Origin of the sequence: Amycolatopsis heterodermiae (assembly GCF_034929455.1) — a bacterium.
In the GTDB taxonomy this organism is placed as follows: Bacteria; Actinomycetota; Actinomycetes; order Mycobacteriales; family Pseudonocardiaceae; genus Amycolatopsis; species Amycolatopsis heterodermiae.
On sequence record NZ_JAYFSI010000010.1, the window covers coordinates 153,470 to 177,422 of the forward strand.

At 72.8% G+C, this 23,953-nt stretch carries 23 protein-coding genes; 9 read left to right on the forward strand and 14 right to left on the reverse strand.

The window, feature by feature from the left end:
• Positions 1–90: 90 nt before the first annotated feature.
• Positions 91–690, reverse strand: coding sequence for a hypothetical protein (locus tag VA596_RS34830; RefSeq protein WP_323332760.1), 600 nt, complete (start codon positions 688–690; stop codon positions 91–93).
• Between the two features lie 24 nt (positions 691–714).
• Here VA596_RS34830 and VA596_RS34835 point away from each other — a divergent pair, with 24 nt between their 5' ends.
• Positions 715–2,106 carry a class II 3-deoxy-7-phosphoheptulonate synthase gene (locus VA596_RS34835; protein WP_323332762.1) on the forward strand — a complete coding sequence of 464 codons (1,392 nt, stop codon included), beginning with the start codon at positions 715–717 and terminating at the stop codon, positions 2,104–2,106.
• Between the two features lie 4 nt (positions 2,107–2,110).
• On the opposite strand, the gene VA596_RS34840 is transcribed toward VA596_RS34835, so the two are convergent.
• From VA596_RS34840 to pknB, 5 genes are all read right to left on the reverse strand, one after another.
• On the reverse strand, positions 2,111–3,358 hold the full coding sequence (locus VA596_RS34840; protein ID WP_410171955.1) for a wax ester/triacylglycerol synthase family O-acyltransferase: 1,248 nt from the start codon (positions 3,356–3,358) through the stop codon (positions 2,111–2,113).
• Positions 3,359–3,615: 257 nt separating this feature from the next.
• Complete coding sequence (locus tag VA596_RS34845; protein WP_323332765.1) at positions 3,616–4,317, reverse strand: hypothetical protein; 702 nt, start codon at positions 4,315–4,317, stop codon at positions 3,616–3,618.
• A 136-nt stretch (positions 4,318–4,453) separates the two neighbouring features.
• Positions 4,454–5,968 carry an SPFH domain-containing protein gene (locus VA596_RS34850; RefSeq protein WP_323332767.1) on the reverse strand — a complete coding sequence of 505 codons (1,515 nt, stop codon included), beginning with the start codon at positions 5,966–5,968 and terminating at the stop codon, positions 4,454–4,456.
• A gap of 50 nt (positions 5,969–6,018) precedes the next feature.
• Positions 6,019–6,228 (reverse strand): hypothetical protein, encoded by a 210-nt coding sequence (locus VA596_RS34855; RefSeq protein ID WP_323332769.1) that lies wholly within the window; start codon positions 6,226–6,228, stop codon positions 6,019–6,021.
• A complete protein-coding gene (gene pknB / locus VA596_RS34860) occupies positions 6,225–8,231 on the reverse strand; it encodes a Stk1 family PASTA domain-containing Ser/Thr kinase (protein WP_323332771.1) in 2,007 nt (668 codons plus the stop codon). The genes VA596_RS34855 and pknB overlap by 4 nt, the downstream gene beginning before the upstream one ends.
• A gap of 103 nt (positions 8,232–8,334) precedes the next feature.
• Here pknB and VA596_RS34865 point away from each other — a divergent pair, with 103 nt between their 5' ends.
• On the forward strand, positions 8,335–8,703 hold the full coding sequence (locus tag VA596_RS34865; protein WP_323332772.1) for an Rv2175c family DNA-binding protein: 369 nt from the start codon (positions 8,335–8,337) through the stop codon (positions 8,701–8,703).
• Between the two features lie 100 nt (positions 8,704–8,803).
• Here VA596_RS34865 and VA596_RS34870 read toward each other — a convergent pair whose 3' ends face one another.
• Genes VA596_RS34870 through merB form a run of 5 tightly spaced genes read right to left on the reverse strand, consistent with a single transcriptional unit; the run spans position 8,804 to position 13,827 of the window.
• Entirely contained in the window at positions 8,804–9,592 is a 789-nt protein-coding gene (locus VA596_RS34870) for an LLM class F420-dependent oxidoreductase (protein ID WP_323332773.1), read from the reverse strand.
• Positions 9,589–10,515 carry a phytoene/squalene synthase family protein gene (locus VA596_RS34875; protein ID WP_323332774.1) on the reverse strand — a complete coding sequence of 309 codons (927 nt, stop codon included), beginning with the start codon at positions 10,513–10,515 and terminating at the stop codon, positions 9,589–9,591. Before VA596_RS34875 ends, VA596_RS34870 begins: the two co-directional genes overlap by 4 nt.
• Complete coding sequence (gene crtI, locus VA596_RS34880; RefSeq protein WP_323332776.1) at positions 10,512–11,984, reverse strand: phytoene desaturase family protein; 1,473 nt, start codon at positions 11,982–11,984, stop codon at positions 10,512–10,514. The genes VA596_RS34875 and crtI overlap by 4 nt, the downstream gene beginning before the upstream one ends.
• A 1-nt stretch (position 11,985) precedes the next feature.
• The gene (locus tag VA596_RS34885; RefSeq protein ID WP_323332778.1) at positions 11,986–13,077 is read right to left on the reverse strand and encodes a polyprenyl synthetase family protein; all 1,092 of its coding nucleotides are present in this window, start codon (positions 13,075–13,077) and stop codon (positions 11,986–11,988) included.
• Positions 13,078–13,137: 60 nt separating this feature from the next.
• A complete protein-coding gene (gene merB, locus VA596_RS34890) occupies positions 13,138–13,827 on the reverse strand; it encodes an organomercurial lyase (protein ID WP_323332779.1) in 690 nt (229 codons plus the stop codon).
• A gap of 95 nt (positions 13,828–13,922) precedes the next feature.
• On the opposite strand from merB, the gene VA596_RS34895 reads away from it, so the two are divergent.
• From VA596_RS34895 to VA596_RS34905, 3 genes are all read left to right on the forward strand, one after another.
• The gene (locus tag VA596_RS34895; protein WP_323332780.1) at positions 13,923–14,807 is read left to right on the forward strand and encodes a methylenetetrahydrofolate reductase; all 885 of its coding nucleotides are present in this window, start codon (positions 13,923–13,925) and stop codon (positions 14,805–14,807) included.
• Between the two features lie 42 nt (positions 14,808–14,849).
• Positions 14,850–16,535, forward strand: coding sequence for a DUF885 domain-containing protein (locus tag VA596_RS34900; RefSeq protein WP_323332781.1), 1,686 nt, complete (start codon positions 14,850–14,852; stop codon positions 16,533–16,535).
• A gap of 526 nt (positions 16,536–17,061) precedes the next feature.
• Positions 17,062–17,922: a DMT family transporter gene (locus tag VA596_RS34905; protein WP_323332782.1), complete on the forward strand. Its 861-nt coding sequence runs from the start codon at positions 17,062–17,064 to the stop codon at positions 17,920–17,922.
• A gap of 16 nt (positions 17,923–17,938) precedes the next feature.
• Here the strand turns inward: VA596_RS34905 and VA596_RS34910 are convergent, their stop codons facing one another.
• Both VA596_RS34910 and VA596_RS34915 read right to left on the reverse strand, forming a co-directional pair.
• Positions 17,939–18,502, reverse strand: a complete 564-nt coding sequence (locus VA596_RS34910; protein WP_323333083.1) for a GNAT family N-acetyltransferase — start codon at positions 18,500–18,502, stop codon at positions 17,939–17,941.
• Positions 18,503–18,507: 5 nt separating this feature from the next.
• A complete protein-coding gene (locus VA596_RS34915; protein ID WP_323332783.1) occupies positions 18,508–19,029 on the reverse strand; it encodes a YbaK/EbsC family protein in 522 nt (173 codons plus the stop codon).
• Between the two features lie 221 nt (positions 19,030–19,250).
• On the opposite strand from VA596_RS34915, the gene VA596_RS34920 reads away from it, so the two are divergent.
• The 4 genes from VA596_RS34920 (at position 19,251) to VA596_RS34935 (ending at position 23,042) form a co-directional block, all read left to right on the forward strand.
• On the forward strand, positions 19,251–19,715 hold the full coding sequence (locus VA596_RS34920; RefSeq protein ID WP_323332785.1) for an SAV_6107 family HEPN domain-containing protein: 465 nt from the start codon (positions 19,251–19,253) through the stop codon (positions 19,713–19,715).
• On the forward strand, positions 19,705–20,472 hold the full coding sequence (locus VA596_RS34925; RefSeq protein ID WP_323332787.1) for a maleylpyruvate isomerase family mycothiol-dependent enzyme: 768 nt from the start codon (positions 19,705–19,707) through the stop codon (positions 20,470–20,472). Before VA596_RS34920 ends, VA596_RS34925 begins: the two co-directional genes overlap by 11 nt.
• A 57-nt stretch (positions 20,473–20,529) precedes the next feature.
• Positions 20,530–21,261: a VOC family protein gene (locus VA596_RS34930; protein ID WP_323332789.1), complete on the forward strand. Its 732-nt coding sequence runs from the start codon at positions 20,530–20,532 to the stop codon at positions 21,259–21,261.
• A 719-nt stretch (positions 21,262–21,980) separates the two neighbouring features.
• Positions 21,981–23,042, forward strand: a complete 1,062-nt coding sequence (locus VA596_RS34935) for a GNAT family N-acetyltransferase (RefSeq protein ID WP_323333085.1) — start codon at positions 21,981–21,983, stop codon at positions 23,040–23,042.
• Between the two features lie 6 nt (positions 23,043–23,048).
• Here VA596_RS34935 and def read toward each other — a convergent pair whose 3' ends face one another.
• Entirely contained in the window at positions 23,049–23,549 is a 501-nt protein-coding gene (def, locus tag VA596_RS34940) for a peptide deformylase (RefSeq protein ID WP_323332791.1), read from the reverse strand.
• Positions 23,550–23,953: the final 404 nt, after the last annotated feature.

A 23,953-nucleotide genomic window follows, 5' to 3' on the forward strand; every position in this document is an offset into this window, starting at 1 on the left:
GACGGCGAACACCGCACGCGACGACGTCGTCCTGCGCTACCTGCGCGACGGGGTCTTCCCGGGCGGCCGACGCGTCCTGCGCTACCCGGCTTAGGCGGTCAGCGCGGTGAGCAGCGCCCAGTAGCCGCCGCCACCCACGACGACGCCCATCACCAGCCCGGCCAGGACCTCCGGGGCGGTGTGGTCGCGGAGCGCGACCCGTGACCACGCCACCCAGGCGACGAGCAGCGCCAGCAGGAGCGCCCAGGGGCCGTACGTGAGCATCAGCACGACGACGGCGGCCGACGCGACCGCCGCGTGCAGCGAGATCTTGAACTTCCACCCGAACGTGATCGCCACGGCCACCACCAGGCTCGCCAGCATCGACGCGGCCAGCGCGACCAGCGCTTTCGGCGCGTCCCCGGCCAGCAGCACGGCGAACCCGAGGCCGAGGGAGAGCCCGGCGGCCAGCATCGGGACCCGGCGCCCGGCCCGGTTCGTCACGTGATGGCCGTCCCACTCCCCGCGGCGAGCACCCCGGACGATGACGGCCATCGGGAGCAGCGAGCCGGTGACGGCGATGAGGAGTCCCCAGCTCAGGGCGGGGAGCCACCGGTGGCCGGTCGCGTCCCAGGCGAGGGCCAAGGGCAGGGTGAGCACCCACACCCAGGGGGCCAGGAGCTCGGTGGCCCACCGGGCGGAACGCGACACGGCGCGAACCTTATCCTGGAGCCTGTGAACTGGACTGTGGACGTCCCCGTCGACACGCTGCCCGAACTGCCGCCGCTGCCGCCCGAACTGCGGGCCCGCCTGGACAAGGCGCTCGCCCTCCCGGCCGCGCAGCAGCCGGAGTGGCCCGACCCCGAGCTGACCAACCGCGTCCGCGGTGTCCTGGAGAGCGTGCCGCCGATCACCGTCCCGGCGGAGATCGACCGGCTCAAGGGCCGGCTGGCGATGGTCGCCCAGGGTGAGGCCTTCCTGCTGCAGGGGGGCGACTGCGCGGAGACGTTCGAGTCCAACACCGAGCCGCACATCCGGGCCAACCTGCGCACCCTGCTGCAGATGGCGGTCGTGCTGACCTACGGCGCGAGCCTGCCGGTGGTCAAGGTCGGCCGCATCGCCGGCCAGTACGCGAAGCCGCGTTCGGCCGCGACGGACGCGCTGGGCCTGGCGGTGTACCGCGGCGACATCATCAACTCGCTGGTCCCCAAGCCCGAGATGCGCGTGCCCGACCCGGGCCGGATGATCCGCGCCTACGCGAACGCGGGCGCGGCGATGAACCTGGTCCGCGCCCTCACCGGCGCCGGCATGGCCGACCTGCACCAGGTGCACGACTGGAACAAGGACTTCGTGTCGGCGTCGCCGGCGGCGCAGCGCTTCGAGGCGCTGGCCAACGAGATCGACCGCGGCCTGCGGTTCATGTCGGCCTGCGGCGTCACCGACACGTCGCTGCAGTCGACCGAGATCTTCGCCAGCCACGAGGCGCTGCTGCTCGACTACGAGCGCTCGATGCTGCGCCTCGACAACGCCGACGCGGCCAACCCGAAGCTGTACAACCTGTCGTCGCACTTCCTCTGGATCGGCGAGCGGACCCGCCAGCTGGACGGCGCGCACATCGCGTTCGCCGAGCTGCTGGCCAACCCGATCGGGCTGAAGATCGGCCCCACGACCACGCCCGCGCAGGCGGTGGAGTACGTCGAGCGGCTCGACCCGCGCTTCGAGCCGGGCCGCCTGACGCTGATCGCCCGGATGGGCAACGGCAAGGTCCGCGAGGTGCTGCCGGCCATCGTCAAGGCGGTCGAGGCGTCCGGGCACAAGGTCATCTGGCAGTGCGACCCGATGCACGGCAACACGCACGAGTCGTCCACCGGCTACAAGACCCGCCACTTCGACCGGATCGTCGACGAGGTCCAGGGCTTCTTCGAGGTCCACCACGAGCTGGGCAGCTACCCGGGTGGCATCCACGTCGAGCTGACGGGCGAGGACGTCACCGAGTGCCTCGGCGGCGCCCAGGAGATCTCGGACATCGACCTCTCGGGCCGCTACGAGACGGCCTGCGACCCGCGCCTGAACACGCAGCAGTCGCTGGAGCTGGCCTTCCTGGTCGCGGAGATGCTCCGCGGCTGACGCCTCAGGAGGCGTCGAGCAGGCGGGACGTGGACTTCAGGACCGCGTCCCGCAGGGAGCCGATGTCCGGGACCGCTTCGCCGTTGACCTGGAGTCCGATGTGGACCGAGTCGCGGTAGGTGGCCACCGCGATGCCGACCGCGTGGCGCGGGGCCAGCGGGACGAACGGGTAGACCTCGGACAATTCCGCGCCGTCGATCGAGAGGCGGGCCGGGGGGAGCGGGACCGTCGTGATCACCAGGTCGAACAGCAGCGGCGCGGCCTGGCCCGCGGTGCGCGTGCCCAGGCGGTGCAGCAGCGACGGGACGCGGCCGGCCAGCAGCGGCAGCGCACCCGCGCCGCGGCTCGGGCCCGCCGCCTTGTTGCGGGTCATCGCGCGGCGGACCACGCGCAGGCGCTCGACCGGGTCGTCCTCGCCGACCGGCAGGTCGCACAGGTAACCGGACAGCTTGTTGCCGCCGAGCTGGTCACCGGCCCGGCCGCGGACGCTCACCGGGATCAGCGCGCGCAGCGTGCGGCCGTCGGCGCGGTGGCCGCGGTTCACCAGCCATTCGCGCAGCGCGCCGGAAAGCACCGCCAGGACGACGTCGTTGGTCGTGCCGCCGTGGGCCTGGCGCACCCGCCGCAGCTCCGCCAGCGGCAGCCGCACGAAGCCGAGCCGCCGTTCGGCCGAGGACGGCGCCGACACCGGGGACAGCGTCGGGCGTGTGGCCCGCACCACCGACGACGCGATGCCGGCGGCCTCGTTCGCCTGGTCCCACACCGTGCCGAGCGCACCCTTCATGGTGTCCAAAGTGGACCGCTGGGCCGGGATCCGGGTGGGCGCGGGCTTCCGCTCCGGCAGCTTGACGCCGTCGAGCAGCCCGGCCGCGACCGCGTACGCCCCGGCACCGTCGGTCAGCGCGTGGTGCAGCTTCATCAGCAGCGCGAACTTCCCGTCCGGCAGCCCGGTGACCAGCGTGAGATCCCACAACGGCCGGCCGGTGTCGAGCGGCTCGGCGATCCACCGCGACGCGTAGGCCGCCAGCGGGTCCGGCTCGTACAGGGAACTGAGCGCCGCGTGGTGAACGTGGTCCGCTGCAACGAAATCCGGGTCCTCGGCCCAGCTCGCGGCACCCGGCGGGAAGAGTTCGGAACGCGCGCGCTGGCGCAGCTTGGGCAGCCGCGCGGCACGTTCGGCGAGGATCGCGGTCAACGCTGCGGGATCCACGGGACGGCGCGCGGTGAACGTGATCACCGCGCCCATGTGCATCGGGGACTTTTCGCTTTCCAGGCAAAGGAAAGCGACGTCGAGTGCGCTGAGCGGCGAGCCTGCCATAAGCGACCTTTCCCATCAGGCGTTCGCGGGGTCGGCACGTCCACGTGCGACGAGGGGGAGGAGAAAGCCACTGCACCAGCCCGACATGACGAGCGGGTGGTCGACGTGTTTCGTCGACGCTAACTAACCACCCCATTCATCCATTCGAGATACCCCGGGCCGCGGTGCCCGGAGTCACAGATCAACGGTTTTTACTCTCCGGGCGCGGTTTCCGGTGCGTCCGCACGGGCCACGGCGGTCCCCCAGTCGGGGGTGAGGGCCACCTGCTTGCCGACCCGGCGCACGGGCAGGCCGCCGGCCTGGCGCTTGCCCAGCCCCGGCCAGATCTCCGCGGCGTCCTTCGCCGCGGCGCGGATCGCGCCGCCGTCCAGCGTCGTCCGGGTCTCTTCGATGCCCCGGTCGCGCCACTGGACGACCAGCTTGAGCGGCCCCGCCGACGGCAGCGGCCACAGGAACACCTCGTGCTCGACGGCGAACCGCGTCCCGCCGACCGCCTGCGCCCGCAGCACCGGCCCGTCCGGCTCGCTGGCCGACGGCACCGAAACGCTCTCCGAGCTGGCCCGGCTCCCGTCGGCGTAGAGCACGCCGATGAGCAGGCCGTTGTAGTCGGTCACGCGGCGGTGGTCGATCAGGCCCTCGGCGGGGTCGTCGACCAGGCTCTCGCGGGAGTAGACCGTGATCCGCAGGGTGACCGCCTCCGGCCACACCTCGACGGCCCGCAGCGCGACGATCGTGCGTTCGGACCGGCCCAGCGGCTGCGCCCACGGCAGCACGGCCGGGACGATGTGCTCACGCGGGGCGTCGGTCCAGTGCCGGCCGTTGAAGGCGTACAGCTCCTGCTCCGGCACCGGGAACAGGGGACGCTCGCGGGGACCGCCGCTGAAGAAGTTCATCGGACGGTCCGCGAACCGCTGTCCGGCACCATGCGCCCACGGTAGGACAACGTCACGAGAATTTCCGCCCCCGAACGGGCGTACGGCCCCGGTCTCCCGTGATCCGGGACACAGGGGCCGTACGCAGAGTGCACGGTCAGTCGCTCAGCTTGAGGTCGCCGTCGCTCAACTTGAGCTCGCCGTTCTTCCGGGCGGCCTCGTCGAGCTCCCGGTCGGTCGGCTTCGACATCGCGTCCATCAGCTGCCGGGCCAGGCCGACACCGGTTCCGCCGAGCGACAGCGCCTTGGCGAACATGTCGGACATGCCGTCGGCACCGTTGAGCACGACCATGTGGTCGATGTTGCCGAACGCGCTCGCGCCGGCCTCGACGATCTCCGGCCAGCGCTCGGCCAGCTGCTGCGCGACGACGGCTTCCTGGTTCTCCGCCAGCGCCGCGGCGCGCGCCTTGATGGCGTCCGCCTCGGCCAGGCCCTTCGCCCGCGCCGACTCGGCTTCGGCGAGACCCTTCGCCTGCGCCGCTTCCGCGTCGGCGAGACCGCGTGCCCGGGCCGAGGCCGCCTCGGCCTCACCGGTCGCCCGGGTCGCCGCGGCCGCCGCTTCCGCACGGGCCTTCGTCGCCTGGGCCTCGGCTTCGGCCGCGGTCTTGACGCGGGTCGCGTCCGCCGCCGCCCGCAGCTCGGTCTCCTTCGCCTCGGCCTGGGCCTTCGCGATCGAAGCGTCACGGGCCGCGTCCGCCGTCGTACGCGTGTCGTACGCCTTCGCGTCGGCCGGCTTGCGGACCTGGGACTGCAGCCGCTGCTCGGCCAGCGCCGCCTCCAGCTCGGCCGCCCGCGTCTCCTGGACGACGACCTCCTGGCGCGCGGTCGCCTCGGCCAGCGGACCCGACTGGGACATCTTCGCCCGCGCCTGGTCGACCTCGGCCTGGTAGCCGGCCTGCTGGATCTGGCTTTCGCGGACCGCGGCCGCCTTCTTCGCCGCGGACATCTGCTCGACCTCGGCGGCCTCCTGGTCACGCTGCGCCTCGGCGATGCGGGCCGACGCGGCGATCGCGGCGGCGTGCGGCTTGCCGAGGTTGAGGATGTAGCCCGATTCGTCGTCGATCTCCTGGATCTGCAGGGAGTCCACGATCAGGCCGAGCTTGATCATCTCCGTCGCCGAGGACTGGCGCACCTCGCCGGTGAGCGCGTCCCGGTTGTGGATCATCTCCTCGATGGTCAGCCCGCCCACGATCGAGCGCAGGTGCCCGGAGAAGAGCTCGTGGATCGTGTCGTTCATGCCCTTCTGCTGGTCCAGGAACCGGCGGGCGGCGTTGGCGATCGACGAGAAGTCGTCACCGACCTTGTAGATGACCACGGCCCGCACGGTGACCGGCAGCCCCTGCCGGGTCACGCACGAGACCTGCAGGTTGACGCCCCGGGTGTCGAGGGACAGCCGGCGGGCCGTCTGGAACCCGGGGATGACGTTCACGCCGCGGCCCGTGATGATCTTGAAGCCCAGGCTGTCCGCCGTTTCGCTGCGCTCGACGCGGATCCCCCAGCCGGACACGATCAGCGCCTCGTTCGGCTCCGCGACCTTGTACAGGATCCGCAGCAGTCCGAAGATCACGATCACGGCCACGACGGCGATGCCGACGATCAGCAGGATGTTCATTGGCCTCCCACACCCCTCAGTCTTCTGTTGTTGGTAGCCCTTCGACGCCGCTAACGCGTCAGTGGTTGCCACCGTTCGACATAAACCGTGCGGGGCGGTTCGAAGTCCACGACGAGCACCTGGGTGCCCGAGCTGAAGGTCGCTTCGGGGTCCATCGGGTAGGCGTAGAACGCCTCGGTCCCGCCGCGGACGTTCAGCAGCACCTCACCGATCAGGCCGGGGCCGATCGTGCCGGTGACCCGGCCGCGGCTGCCGATCATCCACCGAAGCCCTTCAGCTTGACCTTCGAGCCCTTCTGGACGAACGAGCCCGGCTGCGGGTCCTGCTGGAAGACGAAGTCGAACCCGCCGCCACCACCGCGGCCGCGGCCGCCGTCGCGATCGGCCTGCAGCCCGGCCTGCTCGAGGATCTTCTGGGCGTCGTCGAACGACTTGAACCGGACGTCCGGCACCTGGACGGCGTTGTTGACGAACACGCCGATCCGCTTCGCCTTGGCCTGGGAGTTGGCCGGCGGGTCGGTCCGGGTGACGGCGCCGCCCGGGACGCCCTGGTTGAACTCCTCGCCGGCCTGGAACGGCTCGAACCCGGCCTGCTGCAGGACCTGGAACGCCTCGTCCTTGCTCCGCCCGGCGACGTCCGGGACCGGCGGCAGCGGGATCGGGCCCTTGGACACGATGATCGTGACCTGGCCGTTGATGTTCAGCTGGCTGCCCGCGGACGGCTCGGTGCGGATCACCGCGCCCTGCGGGACGTCGGCGTCGAAGTCGTCGGTGCCGCGGACCGGGGTCAGCTGCGCGGTCTTGATCGCCTGCTCGGCGTCCGGCAGCGCGGTGCCGGGGCGGACGTCCGGCACCGTCGGGCGGCCCTTGGACAGCACGACCGACACCGTCGAGTTCGGCGTCAGCGTGGTGCCGACGGCGGGCTCGTTGCGCAGCACGGTGTTCGACGGCACGGTGTTGCTGAACTCCTGGCTGAACTGCGGCGTCAGCTTCGCCGCGCGCAGCGCGTCACCCGCCGCCGCCTGGTTGAGCCCGACCAGCTGCGGCACCGTCGAGGTCTTGTCGCCGCCGGTGTCGGTCAGCATGAAGATGAACGCGGTGAGCAGCCCGCCGAACAGCAGCACGGCGCCGGCGATCAGGGCGATCCGCTTGCGGTTGTCCTTCGGCTTCTCGGGCTCCGGCTCGCTGCGGCGCCGCGGCGGCCGCGGCGGGACGTTCCCGGTGGCGGGCAGGCCCGGCGGCGGGGTGCCCGGGTGGTGCAGCGCCCGCGTCGCGTTCGGGCGGTGCACCGGCATCGTCCTCCCGGTGTCGGGCAGCACCTGCGGGATCCGCGGCAGCGTGCGCTCGGTGTCGGCGACGTCGCCCTGGCCGTGCGACACCGGGACCGGCACGGTCACCGGCAGCAGGCCCAGCTGCGCGCGCACCGCGGTCAGCTCGGTGAGGAACTCCCCGGCGTCGGCGGGCCGCAGCGCGGGGTCGCGCCGGGTGGCGCGGGTGATCAGCTCGTCGAGCGCGGGCGGCAGGTCCGGGCGCAGCTCGCTCGGGCGCGGGACGTCGTCGTTGACGTGCCGGTAGGCCACCGAGATCGCGGTGTCGCCGGTGTAGGGCGCGCGGCCGGTGAGCATTTCGTAGAGCAGGATCCCGGCCGAGTAGACGTCGCCGCGCGAGTCGGCCGCGCCGGTGGTGACCTGCTCGGGGGAGAGGTAGGCGACCGTGCCGAGGATGACGCTCGAGCTGGTCGTCCCGGCGCTGGCCACGGCCCGCACCAGGCCGAAGTCGGCCACCTTGACCACGCCGCCGGTGTGCGGCCCGGACCGGCCGATCAGCACGTTCTCGGGCTTGACGTCGCGGTGCACCAGCCCGGCCCGGTGCGCGGCGGCCAGCGCCGACAGCACGGGCTCGGCGACGCTCAGCGCGAGCGCGACCTCGAGCGGACCCCGCTCGTCCAGCAGGTCCCGCAGGGTGCCGCCGTCGACGAGCTCCATCACCAGGAAGGCGACGCCGCCCTCCTCGCCCTGGTCGTGCACCGCCACGACGTGCGGGTGGTGCAGCTGGGCGGCGGACTGCGCCTCCCGCACGAACCGGTCGACGAACGACCGGTCGTCCGCGAAGCGCGGATCCATGATCTTGATCGCGACCTGGCGGTCCAGCCGGGTGTCCGTCCCCCGGTAGACCGCCGACATCCCGCCGTGGGCGAGGAGGCTGTCCACGCGGTAGCGCCGCTCGAGCAGCGTGCCGACCAGGCTGGGATGGGTGCGTGTCACGAGTATGGATCGTACGGAACCCGGCACGCGGCGTGGAGGAGACCTCGCGGGTCACCCGAGCGCAGTAGCGGGAGAGGGGGGCGAATGTGGCACAGTGTCACCTGTGAGTGGGATTCCTGTCGCCGAAGACGTCCTCGCCGCCGACATCGCGGTGCTGCCGCTGACGGAGGTGGCGAACGCCCTCGGGACCTCGGTCAACAAGGTCCGCCAGCTGCTGCGCGAGGGAGAGCTGATCGCCCTCAAGCGCGGCGGCGAGCTCGTCGTGCCGAGCGCGTTCCTCGTGAAGGACGGCGTGGTCAAGGGCCTGTCCGGCACGATCACCGTGCTCGCCGACTCCGGCTTCAGCCGCACCGAGATGCTCCGCTGGCTCTTCACCACGGACGACTCGCTGCCCGGCAGCACCCCGGTCAACGCGTTGCGCACGAGCCACGGCACCGAGGTGAAGCGCCGCGCCCAGGCGATGGCTTTCTGACGGCCGCCCGTCACCGTACGAAGTCTTCCGCGGCTTGTCGTGAGTGTTTAGGACGGTTAGAACAGCCCTAAACACTCACGACCCGCAGTGCAAGGGGACCTCAGCCGTTGTTCTTGTCGCGCCAGGCGATCCACGACTTGAGCAGGTCCAGGTCGTAATCCGGGCCGCCGACGCCGACGGTGAACGTCGAGACGCCCAGGCCCAGCAGCTTCGGGCCCAGCTCGTCCGGCTGCCCCTGGACGCCGCACGACCGCTCGATCTCAGCCGGGTCGCGGCCGACGTCGGCGCAGTGCTGGTCGAGGATCTTGACCTTGCGCTCGACGACCTCCGGGTCCCCGAAGCCGTGCCAGATGTCGCCGTGCTTCGCGACCAGCTTGAGGGTCTTCTTCTCGCCGCCACCGCCGATGAGCACCGGGATCTTGCGCGTCGGCGCCGGGTTCAGCTTGCCGAGTCGCGCCTCGATCCGCGGGAGGGACTCGGCCAGGTCGTCGAGACGGCCGCCGGCGGTGCCGAACTCGTAGCCGTACTCGTCGTAGTCCTTCTCGAACCAGCCGGAGCCGATGCCGAGGATGAGCCGCCCGCCGGAGATGTGGTCGACGGTGCGGGCCATGTCGGCCAGCAGCTCGGGGTTGCGGTAGCTGTTGCAGGTCACGAGCGCGCCGATCTCGACCCGTGACGTCGACTCCGCCCAGGCGCCGAGCATGGTCCAGCACTCGAAGTGCTGGCCTTCGGGCTCGCCGTACAACGGATAAAAGTGGTCCCAGTTGAAGATAATGTCGGCGCCGAGTTCTTCGGCGGCGGACGCGGTGCGCCGGATGGTGTCGTAGTCGGCGTGCTGCGGCTGGAGCTGCAGCCCGATCCGGATCGGTCGCTGTGCTGCTGAGGTCATGATCGCAGCCTACGACCGGCACCGAGGGTCTCGCGCGCCCAGACGGCGGCGAACGCGGGGAGCGCGACCACCAGCCGGCGCGTCTTCGGCACCACCGCCCGCCGCGTCAGGACGTCGTAGTCCAGCGCGGCGATCTCGTCCAGGATGCCCTCGTACAGCGTCAACGCCGTCCGCACGCACGGCCGCGATTCCGGGCGCAGCAACGGAACCCCGGCTTCGGCCCGCCGGTACACCGCACGGGTGCGCGCCACGAAGTACGCCATCGCCGCGCGGATCCGCGGGTCCGCGCGCCGCCGCTCAAGCAGCTCCCGCGAGACGCCGAACGCGGCCAGCTCGTCGAGCGGCAGGTAGAGCCGGCCGCGGTCGAGGTCCTCGCCGACGTCGCGCAGGAAGTTGGTCAGCTGGAACGCCTCGCCGAGCGCGATCGCCCCCGGCTCGGCGTCGGCCAGCGATCCGACGGTCCCGAAGACCGGCAGCATCTGCAGCCCGATCACCGCCGCCGAGCCGTACATGTACGCACCCAGGTCGGTGAACGTCGCGTACTCGGCCGGCTTCAGGTCCATCCGCATCGAGCGGAGGAACGCGTCGAACAGCTCCTGGGCGATGCCGTACCGGTGCACCGTGTCGGACAGCGCCGCGAGCACCGGGTCGTCCGGGGTCCCGCCGTCGAAGACGACGTCGACAAGGGCGCCGACGCGGTCCAGCTCGGCCGCCGGGTCCGTGCCCGGCTCGGGGTTGTCGACCAGCTCGTCGGCCATCCGCGCGAAGCCGTACAGCGCGTGCGCGGCCGGCCGGGCGCGCGCCGGCAGCAGGCGCGTGGCCAGGAAGAACGTGCGGCCGTGGTGGGCGTTGAGCCGGCGGCACGCGGCGTAGGAGGCGCGCAGGGCCGGGTCGGTGATGCCGGCGGCGTCGAGTTCGTTCACTTTCCGGTGATCCGTTCCGCCGCCAGGCGTCCGGAGATGAGCACGGGCGGGATGCCGACGCCCGGTGTCGTGCCGCAGCCGGCCAGCACCACGTTGCCCGCCGCGCGCACCAGGTTGGCGGGACGGAACGGACCCGTCTGGGTGAAGGTGTGCGCCAGCGAGAACGGCGTCCCGGCCGTGAGCCCGCGCGCGGCCCAGTCTGCTGGGGTGAGCGTTTCGTCGACGGTGAACTCGTCGCCGAACCCGGTCAGCCCCCGCGCTTCGAGAGTGCGAAACAGCTCTTCGCGGTACGGCCCGCGGAGCCGCGCCCAGTCGATCGGCCCGCGGCGCAGGTTCGGCGCGGGCGCGAGCACGGAGACGATCTCGCCGCCGTCGCCGGCGAGCCCCGGGTCGGTCGCCGTCGGCCGCGTGACCAGCAGTGACGGGTCGCTCATCAGCCGTCCTTCGCGGATGATCTCGGCGAACGTCCGCTCCCAGGCGGCGCCGAAGTAGATCGTGTGGTGCCCCAGGTCCCACGCCTTCGCCGCGCGCCCGTGCAGGACGACGGCGGAAGGCGAGTAGCGCAGCGGCAGCGGCCGTCGCGGGCGCGCTCCGATGAGCCGGTACGCCGTGCCCAGCTCGGTGGCGAGCACGACGGCGTCGCACGGGATCCGCTCACCCGAGCGCGTGCGGACCGCGCGCACCCGGGACGAGACGCGCTCGATCCAGGCGGCTTCGGTACCGAACCGCACGTCCGCACCCGCCCGCACCGCCGCGCCGGTCAGCGCCCGGCCGATCTCGCCCATGCCGCCTTCGGGGTAGAACACGCCGCCGACGGTGTCCATGTACGAGATGACGCCGTACGCGCCGATCGCGCGGGCCGGGTCGAGGCCCGCGTACAGCGCCTGGAACGTGAACAGCCGCCGGACGCGCTCGTCGCGCAGGTACCGCCCGACGCGCGGGCCGAGCCGGCCGAACCCGCCGAGCGCGGCGAGTTTCGCCAGCTCGGGGCGGGCGAGGTCGAGCAGCGAGTCGAAGTTCGTGGCGAGGAACCGGTCCTTCTGGACGGTGTACAGCCCGGTCAGCCAGCGCCGCAGCGCCCGGTAGCCCGCCGCCTCGCGCGCCCCGGCGAACTCGCGGATCGCGGCTTCCATCGCGTCGCCGTCGGTGTGGAGGGACAGCGCGCTGCCGTCGGCGAACCGCGCCCGGTACGCCGGGTCGAGGCGGTTCAGGCGCAGGTTCTTGGACAGCGACTCGCCGACCGCGGCGAACGCCTCGTCCAGCAGCTCGGGCATGGTCAGCACGCTCGCGCCGGTGTCCACGGCGTTGCCGCCGAACCGCTGCTGCCCGGTGCGCCCGCCGGGGGTGTCCGCTTGCTCCAGCAGCGTCACCCGGCGGCCCGCGCCGAGCAGGTGCAGGGTCGCCGACAGCCCGGCCAGCCCGGCCCCGATGACGACGACGTGGTCGGTGGACCCCTCCACGCGCCGCACGTCAGTACGTCCGCTGGGTGGCCTTGACGACCAGCCCGGTCAGCGCGGCGGGGGCCGGCTCGGCCAGGTGCGCGCGCTCGAGCGCGGCCATCGCGGCGGTGGTCAGCTCGTCGATCCGGTGCTCGACCGCGTCGACCGCGCCGACCTGCTGCAACGCCATCCGCACGGTCTCGACGCCCTCGTCGGACAGGTCGGCGTCGCCGATCGCGTCCGCGATGACGGTGGCGGCCGCTTCCTCGCCCTTCTCGGCGGCCAGCTGCAGGCCGAGCGCGACGAGCAGGGTGCGCTTGCCCTCGCGCAGGTCGTCGCCGGCGGGCTTGCCGGTGACCGACGGGTCGCCGAACACGCCCAGCAGGTCGTCGCGCAGCTGGAAGGCGATGCCGACCTCGCCGCCGAACTCCAGCAGCGTCCCGATCAGCTCGGGGGAGGCCCCGCCGAGCGCCGCGCCCAGGTGCAGCGGCCGCTGCACGGTGTAGGCGGCGGTCTTGAGCTTGTCGATCTTCAGCGCGGCCTCGGGGGAGGCGTCGCCGGTGGCCTGCGTGCGGACGTCGAGGTACTGCCCGGCGAGCACCTCGGTGCGCATCGCGCGCCAGGCCGGGCGGGCCGCGGCGAGCGTCTCGGCCGGCAGCGGGGCATCGGCGAACATGTCGTCGGCCCAGGCCAGGGCCAGGTCGCCGACCAGCACGGCGGTGGCCAGCCCGAACGTCGCGGGGGAGCCGAGCCAGCCGCGGTCGGCGTGCAGCTTCGCGCCCGCGATGTGCACGGTCGGGAACCCGCGGCGGGAGTCGGAGGAGTCGATCAGGTCGTCGTGGATCAGCGCGCACGCCTGGATCAGCTCGAGGCTGGACACCGCCTGCAGCACACCCTCGGCGTCCGGCCCGGCCGGGTCGCCGCCCGCGCCGCGCCAGCCCCACCACGCGAACGTGGGCCGCAAACGCTTGCCCCCGGTCAGCACGAACCCGCTGAGCGCCTCGATCCCGGCGGCCACGGTCGGCTCGGTCTCGATGATCCGCTCGCCCGCCCGGCCGAGGAACCCGGCCAGCGCGCGCTCGACGTTGGCGGGCAGGTCGACGTCGGAAACGGGCGCGTTCATGCCCTCATCCTCGCCGAACCCGGCCGCGCCCGGGCCGCCGGGGCGCCCGGATGTGGTGAATCAGACTCTTCCGGCGGGCGCCCAGAACGGCCCGGTGAGCCCGGCTTCGGCGAAGTAGGCGACCGCGTCGGCGGGCTCGCGCCGCCGGTAACCCCGCTCCAGCCGGCCCGCGTACCAGCCGCGGGCCAGGCGCCAGAGCGTCACCAGGTCCACCACGTACCCCTTGGCCTCACCGCTCGCGGCGAGCCACGCGTCCACACAGGACTCGCAGCAGAACAGCCGCTGGTGGGCGCAGGTGTGCAGCACGTCGTCCCACATCCGCGCGGCGGGCACGAGGAAGTGCGCCACCTGGGCGCCTTCCGGCGGCTCGGCGCGGTTCACGACCAGCGCGTGCGGCTGCCCGCAGCCGGGGCAGCGGGTCGCGATCAGCACCTCCGGCTCGGCGGCGACCAGGTGCGGGACGGCGAACGAGTCCCAGGCGCAGCCGCCCCACCACAGCGTGCGCGAGCCCATCACGGAGAAGCCGAGCGACCGCGCGGCGAACGGATGGGCCAGCACGACGTGCTCCCACTCGTCGAGCACCAGGTGGTGGGCGTCGGCGAGGCGGTGCAGCGCCTGCTTGGCCACGGCGAGCGACCCGCCCGCGGCGTCGGCCAGCTCCGGCGCGCTCGGCGCGCGCCCGCGGCCGGCGAAGGCGCGGTAGACGGCCAGGCGCACGTCCTCGTCCCAGCTCGCGTCGTCGTCCCGCACCGGAGCAGTTTAGTCCTCGAACGTGACTCGATTGTCGGTCTCGCGACGCGGACGGGGGCTCCCGCATGCCGGGCACGGGCCCTTAACATTCGGGTATGACGTCGGTGATCGAGCGGTTGCGAGGAGACGGGCCGAAGTTCTCCATCGAGTTCTTCCCACCCCGGGACCCGGCGGACGAGGCCGTCCTGTGGAAGGCGATCCGGGAGCTCGAGCCGTACGACCCGGCCTACATGTCGATCACCTACGGCGCCGGCGGCTCCAGCCGCGACGGCACGATCCGCAGCATCGCCCGCGTCGCCACCGAGACCACGCTGGTGCCGATGGCGCACCTGACCGCCGTCAACCACTCCGTCGCCGAGCTGCGCAACGTCATCGGCTGGTACGCCTCGGTCGGCGTCCGCAACGTCCTCGCGCTGCGCGGCGACCCGCCGGGTGACGTCTACGGCGACTGGGTCCCGCACCCCGAGGGCCTGCACTACGCCGAGGAGCTGGTCCAGCTCGTGCGCGAGCTGGGGGACTTCTGCGTCGGCGTCTCGGCGTCCACCTACGGCCACCCGCGCTCGCCCGACCTCGAAACGGACACGAAGTACCTGGTCCGCAAGCTGCGGGCGGGCGCCGACTTCGCGATCGCGCAGCTGTTCCACGACGCCGAGGACTTCCTCCGCCTGCGCGACCGCGTCGCGGCCACCGGCTGCGACGTCCCGGTGCTGCCCGGCGTGATGCCGCTGACGACGTGGCGGACGCTGCAGACGACCATCAAGCTGTCCGGCGCCCCGGCCCCGGCCAAGCTGCTCGACCGGCTCGAACCCCTCGCCGACGACCCCAAGGCGTTCCGCGCCGCGGGCATCGACGCGATCACCGAGCTGTGCGAGAAGCTGATCGCCGAGGGCGTGCCGAACCTGCACTTCTACACGTTCAACCGGTCGAAGGCGACCCGCGAGGTGATCGCGCGCCTCGGACTGGTGCCGGCCCGCACTTAAGTCCGTACCACGGCCCCCAGGTGGACCGGTAGCGTGCCGGACATGGCTTCCTCTTCCGATGGCGTGCACGGGTTCTGTGACCGCTACGTCGACGACTTCGCGGCCGCCGACCCCGTCGCCGCGACCTCCTTCGGCATCACCGGCCACGACCACCGGCTGACCGACTACTCACCCGCCGGGTTCGACGAGCGCGCCGGGATCGCCGAGCGGGCGCTGACCGCGGTGACCGCGGCCGAGCCCGCCGACGCGGGCGAGCGGTCCGCGAAGGCCGTGTTCACCGAGCGGATCGGGCTCGAGCTGGAGATCCACGAAGCCGGCCTGGACGTCGCGCAGCTCAACGTGATCTCCAGCCCGGTGCAGGAACTGCGGATGGCGTTCGACCTGATGCCGGTCGCCACCGAAGCCGACTGGTCGGCCATCGCGACGCGGATCGGCGAGGTGCCGAAGGCGCTGGCCGGGATCCGCACCGGCCTGCTGGCCGGGTCCGACGCGGGCCACGTCGCGGCGCTGCGTCAGGTCGCGAAGGTCGCGACGCAGTGCGAGACGTGGGCCGGGCTCAAGGAGGAGAAGGGCTTCTTCAGCGAGCTCGCCGGCGGCGCGGAGAAGCAGGGCGACGCGCTCAAGGCCGACCTCGCGCGCGGCGCGCGGGCCGCCGAAGAGGCGTTCGCGGAGTTCGCCGGGTTCCTCCGGGCCGAGCTGGCGCCGAAGGCCCCGGTCAAGGACGCCGTCGGCGAGGACGTCTACCGCCTGTGGTCGCGGTACTTCGTCGGCGCGGCGCTCGACCTGCGTGAGGCCTACGAGTGGGGCTGGGCGGAGTTCGCCCGCATTGAGGCCGAGATGCGTGCGGTCGCGAACCGCGTCAAGGCCGGAGCGACCCCCGCGGAAGCCGCGGCGCAGCTCGACGCCGACCCGCGCTACCGCGTCCAGGGCCGCGCGGAGTTCGAGGCGTGGATGCAGAAGCTGTCCGACGACGCGCTGAAGTCGTTGCGCGGCAAGCACTTCGACATCTCGGACCGGGTGATGGGCCTGGAGTGCCTGATCGCCCCGCCGGGCGGAGGCGTCGGCGCGTACTACACCGGGCCGAGCGAGGACTTCGCCCGGCCGGGCCGCATGTGGTGGTCCCTGCCGCCGGGCCGCGACGAGTTCATCACCTGGCGTGAGACGAGCACCGTCTACCACGAGGGCGCGCCGGGCCACCACCTCCAGATCGCGACGGCGGTCGACCAGTCGGAGGCGCTGAACAAGTACCAGCGGCTGATGGCGTTCACGTCGGGCCACGCGGAGGGCTGGGCCCTGTACTCCGAGCGCCTGATGCAGGACCTGGGCTACCTGTCCGACGACGGCGACCTGCTGGGCATGCTGTCCGAGCAGCTCTTCCGCGCCGCGCGGGTGATCATCGACCTGGGCATGCACCTGGAGCTGCAGATTCCGGCGGGCACGGGCTTCCACGAGGGCGCCACGTGGACGCCGGACCTGGGCCTGGAGTTCATGCTGACCCGCACGATCACCGACCCGGCCCACCTGCGCGACGAGATTGACCGCTACCTGGGCTGGCCGGGCCAGGCCCCGGCATACAAGATCGGCGAGCGCCTCTGGCTGGCCGCCCGCGACGACGCCCGCTCGCGCGCCGGAGCGTCGTTCGACATCAAGCGCTTCCACACCCAGGCCCTCAACATGGGCGGCATGGGCCTGGACACGCTCCGGGACCAGCTGGCCCAGCTGGACTGACGGCCGCCCGTCCTCGGGAACCGTGCCCCCACCCGTCCCAGGGGGGCGTCCCACGTCCAGTTTACCGGGCCAGGCCGACGATCCCGCCCGAAACGCCGTTCCCGGGCCCGCTTGTCCACAACAGGACTCCCCTGTGGACAAGCGGGCTGCCGGCGAGAAGTCCTGACCGGAGTCCCCAACGCCCGGGTGAAGTCGGCAGCCGACGAAGTCAGGCCCCCACCTGCCCGATAGTCCGTGAAGGCCACATTGAGGGACTCAGAGTCCCTCAATGTGGCCTTCACGGAGTTGGCGCCGAAACCCGTCGCGCCCCCAGCTCGAGCGGGCCGAAAACCGCTCGCGCCCACCAGGCAGCCGCCACTAGCTTCGAGCCGTGCATCGGATCCTGTTCGTCACCCCGCCGCCCCGCGTCTGAGCGGGGTGGTCTTCGCCGCGTGACCCGCGGCTTCTTCGTCATGCTCTGAAGCAGCCTGAAGCAGATCGCCCCGCGTCGTCGATTCCGATTCCTTCGACGCAGGAGCGTTTTCCGATGTCCCTCGCCCTACCCGTGCGCGCCCGTTCGTCGGCCGCGCTCGTCCTCGCCGGTGTCCTGTGGGGCACCGGCGGCCTCGCCGGTTCGCTGCTCGGCGAACTCGCCGGCCTCCACCCGCTCGCCGTCGCCGCCTGGCGGCTGCTCGTCGGCGGCGCGGTCGCGTGCCCGTTCGTCAAAGCCCGGCCACGAGGCCGCGCCGCGGCGATGCGCCTGCTCGCGGTCGGCGGCCTGTTCGCGCTGTTCCAGGCGAGCTACTTCGCCGCCGTCGCGCTCAGCTCGGTGAGCGTCGCGACCATGACCACGATCGGCGCGGCACCCGTCGTGGTCACCCTGGCCAAGCGGCGACGCCCCGGCGGCTGGACGCTGGTCTCCCTGGCCGGCACCTTCGCCGGCCTGGTGCTGCTCCGCTGGTCGCCGGACACCACGGCGTCCCTCGGCGGGCTCGCGTTCGCGCTGCTTGCGGCGGCCGGCTTCGCGACGCTCACCCTCGTCACCGCCAAGCCGGTCGAGGGCCTCGACCCGCTGTCGACAACGGCGTTCGGCTGCCTGCTCGGCGGCCTGCTGCTGACGCCGCTCGCGAGCTGGTCCGGCATGGCGCTGCCGCTGCACCTCGACGTGCTCGCGGTCGCGCTGTACCTCGGCGTGGTGCCGACCGCGCTCGCGTACGCCGCGTACCTGCGCGGTCTCACCGGCGCGCACCCGGTGCTCGGCGCGCTGTCGGCGGTGCTCGAGCCGCTGACGGCGGCGGTGCTGTCGGCGGTGCTGCTCGGCGAACGGCTCGCCGTCACGGCGTGGTGCGGCGCGGCCGTGCTGGTCGCGGCGCTGGCCGTCGGCTACTGGCGGCCCGAACCGAGGTGAGCCCCGGCGCTGCCCCTCAGCGAGGCTCGAGGGGCTCGAGGGGCAGCGCCCGCCCCAGGATCGCGAACGGCCGCGGGTCGCCGGCGAAATGGTAGTCGCGCAGGACGTCGACGAACCCGGTGCGGCGGTAGAGCTTCCACGCCCGGCTCGTGCCCTCCGGCGTCGACAGCAGGACGTGCGCGCTCGGCACGCCGTCGAGCAGGCCGCGCAGCAGGTCCTCGCCGATCTGGTGGCCCTGGTTCTCCGGCCGGACGTGGATCTCGGTCAGCTCGAAGTAGTCCAGCAGCCAGCGGTCGGCCTCGGCGGCCCCGGCCCGGCGGCTCAGGCCGTGGCGCACCTGCTCGTGCCACCACTGCCCCGGCCGGCCGCGGTAGCCGTAGGCCAAGCCGAGCAGGACGTCGTCGGCGTCGAACGCGGCCATGCAGCGCCAGCCCTCACGCAGGGCGTGGGTGAGCCACATCGGTGCCCGCTGCTCGGCGGTGCCGGCCGGGTACCGCATCGCGCGGACGTAGATGTCCAGTGCCTCGGGCAGGCGAGCGCGGAACTCGTCCGCGGAGAGCTGGACGTAACGGGAGCGCATCGCGGTCACGGCTGGCCATTCTCCTCCGGGCCGGCGAGCGCGCCCGGAGTACCCCCGGTCAACGCCACCAGCCCGGCGAAGGTCGTCGGGAAGACGGTCTTCGGGTGCCCGGCCGCAGCCCAGACGACGTCGTGGGCGGCCAGCGCGGTGTCGACGAGCGTGGTCAGCGGCGCGGGGTGCCCGACCGGGGCGACGCCGCCGATCGGCTGCCCGGTGTGGGCCCGCACGAAATCGGCGTCGGCCTTGCCCACGGCCTCGACGCCGCCCAGGTCGGCAAGCGTTTCCGGGTCCGCGCGGTGGGCGCCGGAGGTCAGCGCGAGCAGCGCGTGCGCGTTTTTGTCGTACCCCACGCGGAAGATGAGGCTGTTGGCGATGGCCCCCACCGGCACGCCGAGTGCCTCGGCCGCCTGGGCGGCGGTCCGGACCTCGGCGGGCAGGACGCGGATGCCCTCGGCGGCGGCGTGCTGCCCGGCTTCGGACAGCGCGGCCGCCACCTTGGCGACGGCGGGGTGGTCCAGCGAACTCATGAACCTATGAGATCACGCCGGCGACGGGGTGTCCCGCACCACGTCCGGGGATTCCACCCTCGGGGTTGAGCGGACGCCACGTCCGGGGTTACTCTGGAAATTGTTCGAACAGACGTTCGACATCTGGTGAGCGCGCACCGGTCAGGTGACCGGCGCGGGGCGGGGGAAGCGCCCGGCGCCGGTCACCGACCGGGCTCACGAAGCGCAGGAGGAGGGTCGTCATGTCCGTCTCGGTCGTGTCCCCCGCGGATCCCGGGCAGCCCCAGCTGCCCCTGTCGCTGCGCCCGCCCGCCTCGCCGGCGGCGGCCGGCCTGCTCGCCCAGGCGCGGCGCGGGCTCGCCGAAGCCGAGCGGGAAACCGATCCCGCGGAGCGGTTCATCGGCGCCTACCTCGCCGCGCTGCGCGGCGCCGCCGCGGTGCTCGCCGCCCACGGCCGCCCGCACCGGGGCCGGTCGCGCCCGGCCAGCACGTGGGTCCTGCTCGACGCCGACGCCCCCGAGCTGCGAGAGTGGTCCGCCTTCTTCGCGAGCAACTCGGCCATGCGCGCCGACGCGCAGGCCGGCATCACCGGCAAGGTCACCGCGGAGTCGGCCGCGGAGCTGGTGCGCGCCGCCCAGCCGTTCCTGGAACTGGTCCGCCGCCTGGTGCACGGCCTGCCGATCGCCGAGGACGCCCATGTCGCCTGAGCACGCCCTGGTCGACCAAGGGCGGCTGCTCACGGCGTTGGAGAGCGAAGGCGAGGTGCTGGTCGAGGCGGTGCGCGCGGCGCCGCTCGAGGCGCCGGTGCCCGCCTGCCCGGGCTGGTCGCTCGGTGAGGTGGCCCGCCACGTCGGCAGCCGCTACCGGATGGTCCGGCGGCGGCTGGTGGAAGGCCGCAGCCCGGACGAGTGGCAGCGGGACCCCGAACCCGGCCAGAGCCTGGCGCGATACCTGGAGACCGGGCTGGCCGAGCTGCTCGGCGAGCTGGCGGCGCACGACCCGGCCGAGCCCGCCGACACGTGGTGGCCCGCCGACCCGACGTACGGCTTCTGGCGGCGGCGGATGGTGCACGAGACGGTGGTGCACCGCGTCGACGTCGAGCAGGCGGCGGGTGTGGAGGAGCGCGAGGTGTCCGAGGATCTCGCGCTCGACGGCGTCGACGAAGCGCTGATCCTCTGGTTCGGGCAGAAGCTGCCGCTGCTCGGGCTGACCGGCACGAAGGCGGGCTCGGTCGGCGTGAAGGCCGGCGGGCACAGCTGGATCGCGCGGGCGGGCCCGGAGACGACCGAGGCCTGGCGCTGCTCGGCGGCGGAGGCCGAGGAGGCGGACGACGTCGTCACGGCCGAGCCCTGGCGGATCTACCTGTGGCTCTGGGGCCGGGCGTCCCTGACCTCGGTGACCGTGCGGGGCGTGCACGACCAGGCGGCCCAGCTGTGGGCGCTGCTGCGGCTCGCGACCCGATGACCGGCCGGTGGGGAAGCCGAACCGGAACTGTCGGTGGTGAGGGCTAGCGTGCGGCGCATGAACACTCACCTGGTCAACCTGGTGATCGACGCGGCGCGGCCGAGGGTCCTGGCGGACTTCTGGGCCGCGCTGCTCGGCTGGCGCGTCGCGGTCGAGGAGCCGGACGAGGTCGACGTGCGGGCCCCGGAGGCCGACGGCTGGGACCTGGACCTGGTGTTCGTCCCCGTCCCGGAGGCGAAGGTGGTCAAGAACCGCGTCCACCTGGACCTGGCGAGCAAGACACCCGAGCACCAGGAGGAACTGGTCGCCCGCGCGCTGGACCTGGGCGGCCGGCGCGTCGACGTCGGCCAGGGCGCCGTGCCGTGGGTGGTGCTGGCGGACCCGGAGGGCAACGAGTTCTGCGTCCTGGAGCCGCGCGAGCAGTACATGGACACGGGCGCGGTGGCCTCGATCCTGGTGGATTCACGCTCCCCGGCGCGGCTCGCGGAGTTCTGGGCCGGGATCACGGGCTGGCCGGTCCGGTCCCAGGAGGGCGAGGTCATCGTTGGCCTGCGCACACCGTCGGGCCGCGGCCCGTGGCTGGAGTTCCTCCGCAACGAGGACGTGAAGCAGGTGAAGAACCGCGTCCACCTGGACGTGGCACCCCCGGCGGGCGCCGACCACGCGGCCGCGGTATCGGAGGTCCTGGCGGCTGGCGCGCTAGCTGCCGACGTCGGCGCACCGACCCTGCCGTGGCGCGTGCTGACCGACCCGGAGGGCAACGAGTTCTGCGTCCTGACCCCGCGCTGACCCGGCTTGGGGCGGCGAAGCCGCTGGTTACCGGTCCCATGGTGATGTGCTGCCACGGCACGCCGTGGTCGCCGTGGCTGTGGCGCCCCTTCACCGTGTACCTATGGGACATGCCGGACTACGGCCGGCCGTCAAAGGACCCCGCGCACGCCGTCGACTTCGGTGTCCAGGCCCTGCCCGCGCACGGGGCCTCGACCGCTCGCACGTCGTCGCCCACGACCACGGCGCCATCCCGAGCGACGCTCGGCCGACTTGCGTGGTCGGCCAGCGGACATCCCGACCTGCGGTCTGGCCTTCTTGCGTGGTGGGTTGGCGCATCCGAGCGGCGCTTTGGCTGACGTGTGTGGTCGTTTAGCGGCATCTTGCCCTGCGGTCCGGCTGTCTTGCGTGGTGGGTTGGCGCATCCGAGCGGCGCTTTGGCCGACGTGTGTGGTCGGTTAGCGGGGATCCCGAGTCGCGCTTCGGCTGATCCGAGTGGTGGCGGCGGGCATCTCGAGCGGGCTTCGGCCGACCTGAGCGGGGCAGCTGGCGGGCATCCCGAGCCGTGGTCGGGCCGAGCCGCCGCCCGGTCGAGCTGCGGGCCGGGCGATCCGCGTCGCCGGGTGAGTGTTTCGCCCGAGTTGCCGGGTCGCGTCGAACGCTGACCTGCGCGAAACACTCGCGTCCCGGTGAGGCAACAACCGCGGAGGACCGTGGTGGCCATGGAGACCTCTCGAGCGTTGCCCCAGCACGGTCAGCCGGCCGCCGTCGAGGAGCCGGCCACGCCGTCCGCGTGGCGGGTGCGGGTCCGGATGCACGACCACCCGGGCACCCTGGCCCGCATCGCCATCCGGCTCGCCGACCTCGAGTGCAACATCCTCGGCTTGACCGTGCTGCCGGTCCCGGGCGGCGTGCTCGACGAGATCGTCCTGCGCCCCGCGACCGGCCTGCCCCGGCGGCTCCTGGTCGACGCCATCCGCGAGGAGGGCTGCGAATGCACCGCGATCATCGACGCCGACGTCCACGAGCTGGTCGACTCGGCGTCCTCGACGCTCGCCGCGGCCCGTCGCGCGGTCGACGACCCCGCTCGCCTCGCCGAGGTGCTGAAGGAGGTCCTGGCGGCCGACGTGGTCACCCTCGTCCCCGTCACGGAAGCCAACCCGGCCCGCACCGAGAGCGGGCACCGCGCGGTGTTCGAGCTGGGCGCCGACACCGCGCTGGTGGCGCGCCGCCAGTGGGCGCCGTTCGTGCAGCTGGAGCTGACCCGTGCCGAGTCGCTGGTCATGCTGCTCACCGCGGCGGCCCGGAACGTCGCGGGCCCGGTGGTCCTCGACCGCCCGGACGGCGCGGCGATCGTCCTGCGCAAGGGCGTCCCCGGCGACGCCGACGCGGTGTCCGAACTGCACCGCCGCTGCTCGATGGCGACGCTGTTCCGGCGCTACCACACGGGGGTGCGGACGGTGCCGCGCCGCTGGCTGCACCGCCTGCTGATGCCGCCGCGCGGCACGAGCGTGCTGGCCGTCTTCGGCCGGGAGGTGATCGGCCTGGCCCAGCTCATCCCGACCGCGGCGGGCGGCGCCGAGATCTCCCTGCTGGTCGAGGACGACTGGCAGCGCCAGGGCATCGGCACGGCCCTGCTGGCCCGGCTCGCGGTCCTCGCCGAAGCCCAGGGCATCACGGAGCTGACCGCGGACTGCCTCGCGGGCGACGACGTCATGCCCCGCACCGCCGCCCGTGCGGGCCTGCGCACCGAGCGCGGCTCGGAGGACGGGGCCAAGCTCAGGCTGTTCCTGCCCGCGTGAGCGTGCTCAGCGCTTCCAGAACCAGTCCTTGTCCCGCGCTTCACGCAGAGCGGTCTTCTTGCGCTCGGGAGTGAGCCGGTCGAGGTAGAGAACGCCGTCGAGGTGGTCGGTTTCGTGCTGCAGGCACTGCGCCAGCACGTCCTCGCCTTCGACCTCGATCGGTTCGTTGTGCACGTCGACGCCGCGAACCTTGGCGTGCATCGCCCGCTTGGTGGGGAACCACAGTTCCGGCACGGACAGGCAGCCCTCGTCGATGTCGTGTGTCTCTTCGGACAGCTCGACGATCTCCGGGTTGACGACGTACCCGGTGAGCCCGGCGACGTCATAGCTGAAGATCCGCAACCCGACGCCGATCTGCGGCGCGGCCAGCCCGGCCCGCCCGGCCGGTTTCACGGAGTCGACCAGGTCCCGCACGAGCGCCTCGAGCTTCGCGTCGAAAACCGTGACCGGATCGCAGACGGTCTTGAGGATCGGGTCCCCGAAATAGCGCAGTTCGCGCATGGCCATGAGCAGAACATCCTTCGTGCGTGTCGGACTGGCAGCTTAGGCCAGCGAAGAATCACCCCGCCGGGGAATCACCCTGAACCCGGAACCCCGCGCCCAGTGGGCACCCGCGCACCCTGCACGCGCGCGAACCGGACGACGCGACGCTCGCGGTCCGAGCCGACGCGGCATTGCTGGCGACGGGGCGGCCTTCGCGCGTGTCGGTGGGAGGCCGCCAGCGATAAGCGGATGCCGCGCGGCCTGGCTGGGTATCGCGTGTGCTGAGCGGGGCATCACTCGTGATCCGGTGGGCTTCGTGCGTGTTCGGATGGGCATCGCGCGTGTTCGGACGGGTATCGCGTGTGTTTAGCGGGGCTTCGCGCGTGATCAGGGGGCCTCGCATGTGTTGCGTAGGGCCTCACTCGTGA

Bases quoted from the DNA above. Each gene is read 5' to 3' on its own strand.
- VA596_RS34840 (WP_410171955.1), bottom strand. From the start codon at position 3,358: ATGCACATGGGCGCGGTGATCACGTTCACCGCGCGCCGTCCCGTGGAT.
- VA596_RS34845 (WP_323332765.1), bottom strand. From the start codon at position 4,317: ATGAACTTCTTCAGCGGCGGTCCCCGCGAGCGTCCCCTGTTCCCGGTG.
- VA596_RS34850 (WP_323332767.1), bottom strand. From the start codon at position 5,968: ATGAACATCCTGCTGATCGTCGGCATCGCCGTCGTGGCCGTGATCGTG.
- VA596_RS34855 (WP_323332769.1), bottom strand. From the start codon at position 6,228: ATGATCGGCAGCCGCGGCCGGGTCACCGGCACGATCGGCCCCGGCCTG.
- VA596_RS34870 (WP_323332773.1), bottom strand. From the start codon at position 9,592: ATGACCTCAGCAGCACAGCGACCGATCCGGATCGGGCTGCAGCTCCAG.
- VA596_RS34885 (WP_323332778.1), bottom strand. From the start codon at position 13,077: ATGAACGCGCCCGTTTCCGACGTCGACCTGCCCGCCAACGTCGAGCGC.
- VA596_RS34895 (WP_323332780.1), top strand. From the start codon at position 13,923: ATGACGTCGGTGATCGAGCGGTTGCGAGGAGACGGGCCGAAGTTCTCC.
- VA596_RS34900 (WP_323332781.1), top strand. From the start codon at position 14,850: ATGGCTTCCTCTTCCGATGGCGTGCACGGGTTCTGTGACCGCTACGTC.
- VA596_RS34905 (WP_323332782.1), top strand. From the start codon at position 17,062: ATGTCCCTCGCCCTACCCGTGCGCGCCCGTTCGTCGGCCGCGCTCGTC.
- VA596_RS34910 (WP_323333083.1), bottom strand. From the start codon at position 18,502: ATGCGCTCCCGTTACGTCCAGCTCTCCGCGGACGAGTTCCGCGCTCGC.
- VA596_RS34915 (WP_323332783.1), bottom strand. From the start codon at position 19,029: ATGAGTTCGCTGGACCACCCCGCCGTCGCCAAGGTGGCGGCCGCGCTG.
- VA596_RS34920 (WP_323332785.1), top strand. From the start codon at position 19,251: ATGTCCGTCTCGGTCGTGTCCCCCGCGGATCCCGGGCAGCCCCAGCTG.
- VA596_RS34925 (WP_323332787.1), top strand. From the start codon at position 19,705: ATGTCGCCTGAGCACGCCCTGGTCGACCAAGGGCGGCTGCTCACGGCG.
- VA596_RS34930 (WP_323332789.1), top strand. From the start codon at position 20,530: ATGAACACTCACCTGGTCAACCTGGTGATCGACGCGGCGCGGCCGAGG.
- def (WP_323332791.1), bottom strand. From the start codon at position 23,549: ATGGCCATGCGCGAACTGCGCTATTTCGGGGACCCGATCCTCAAGACC.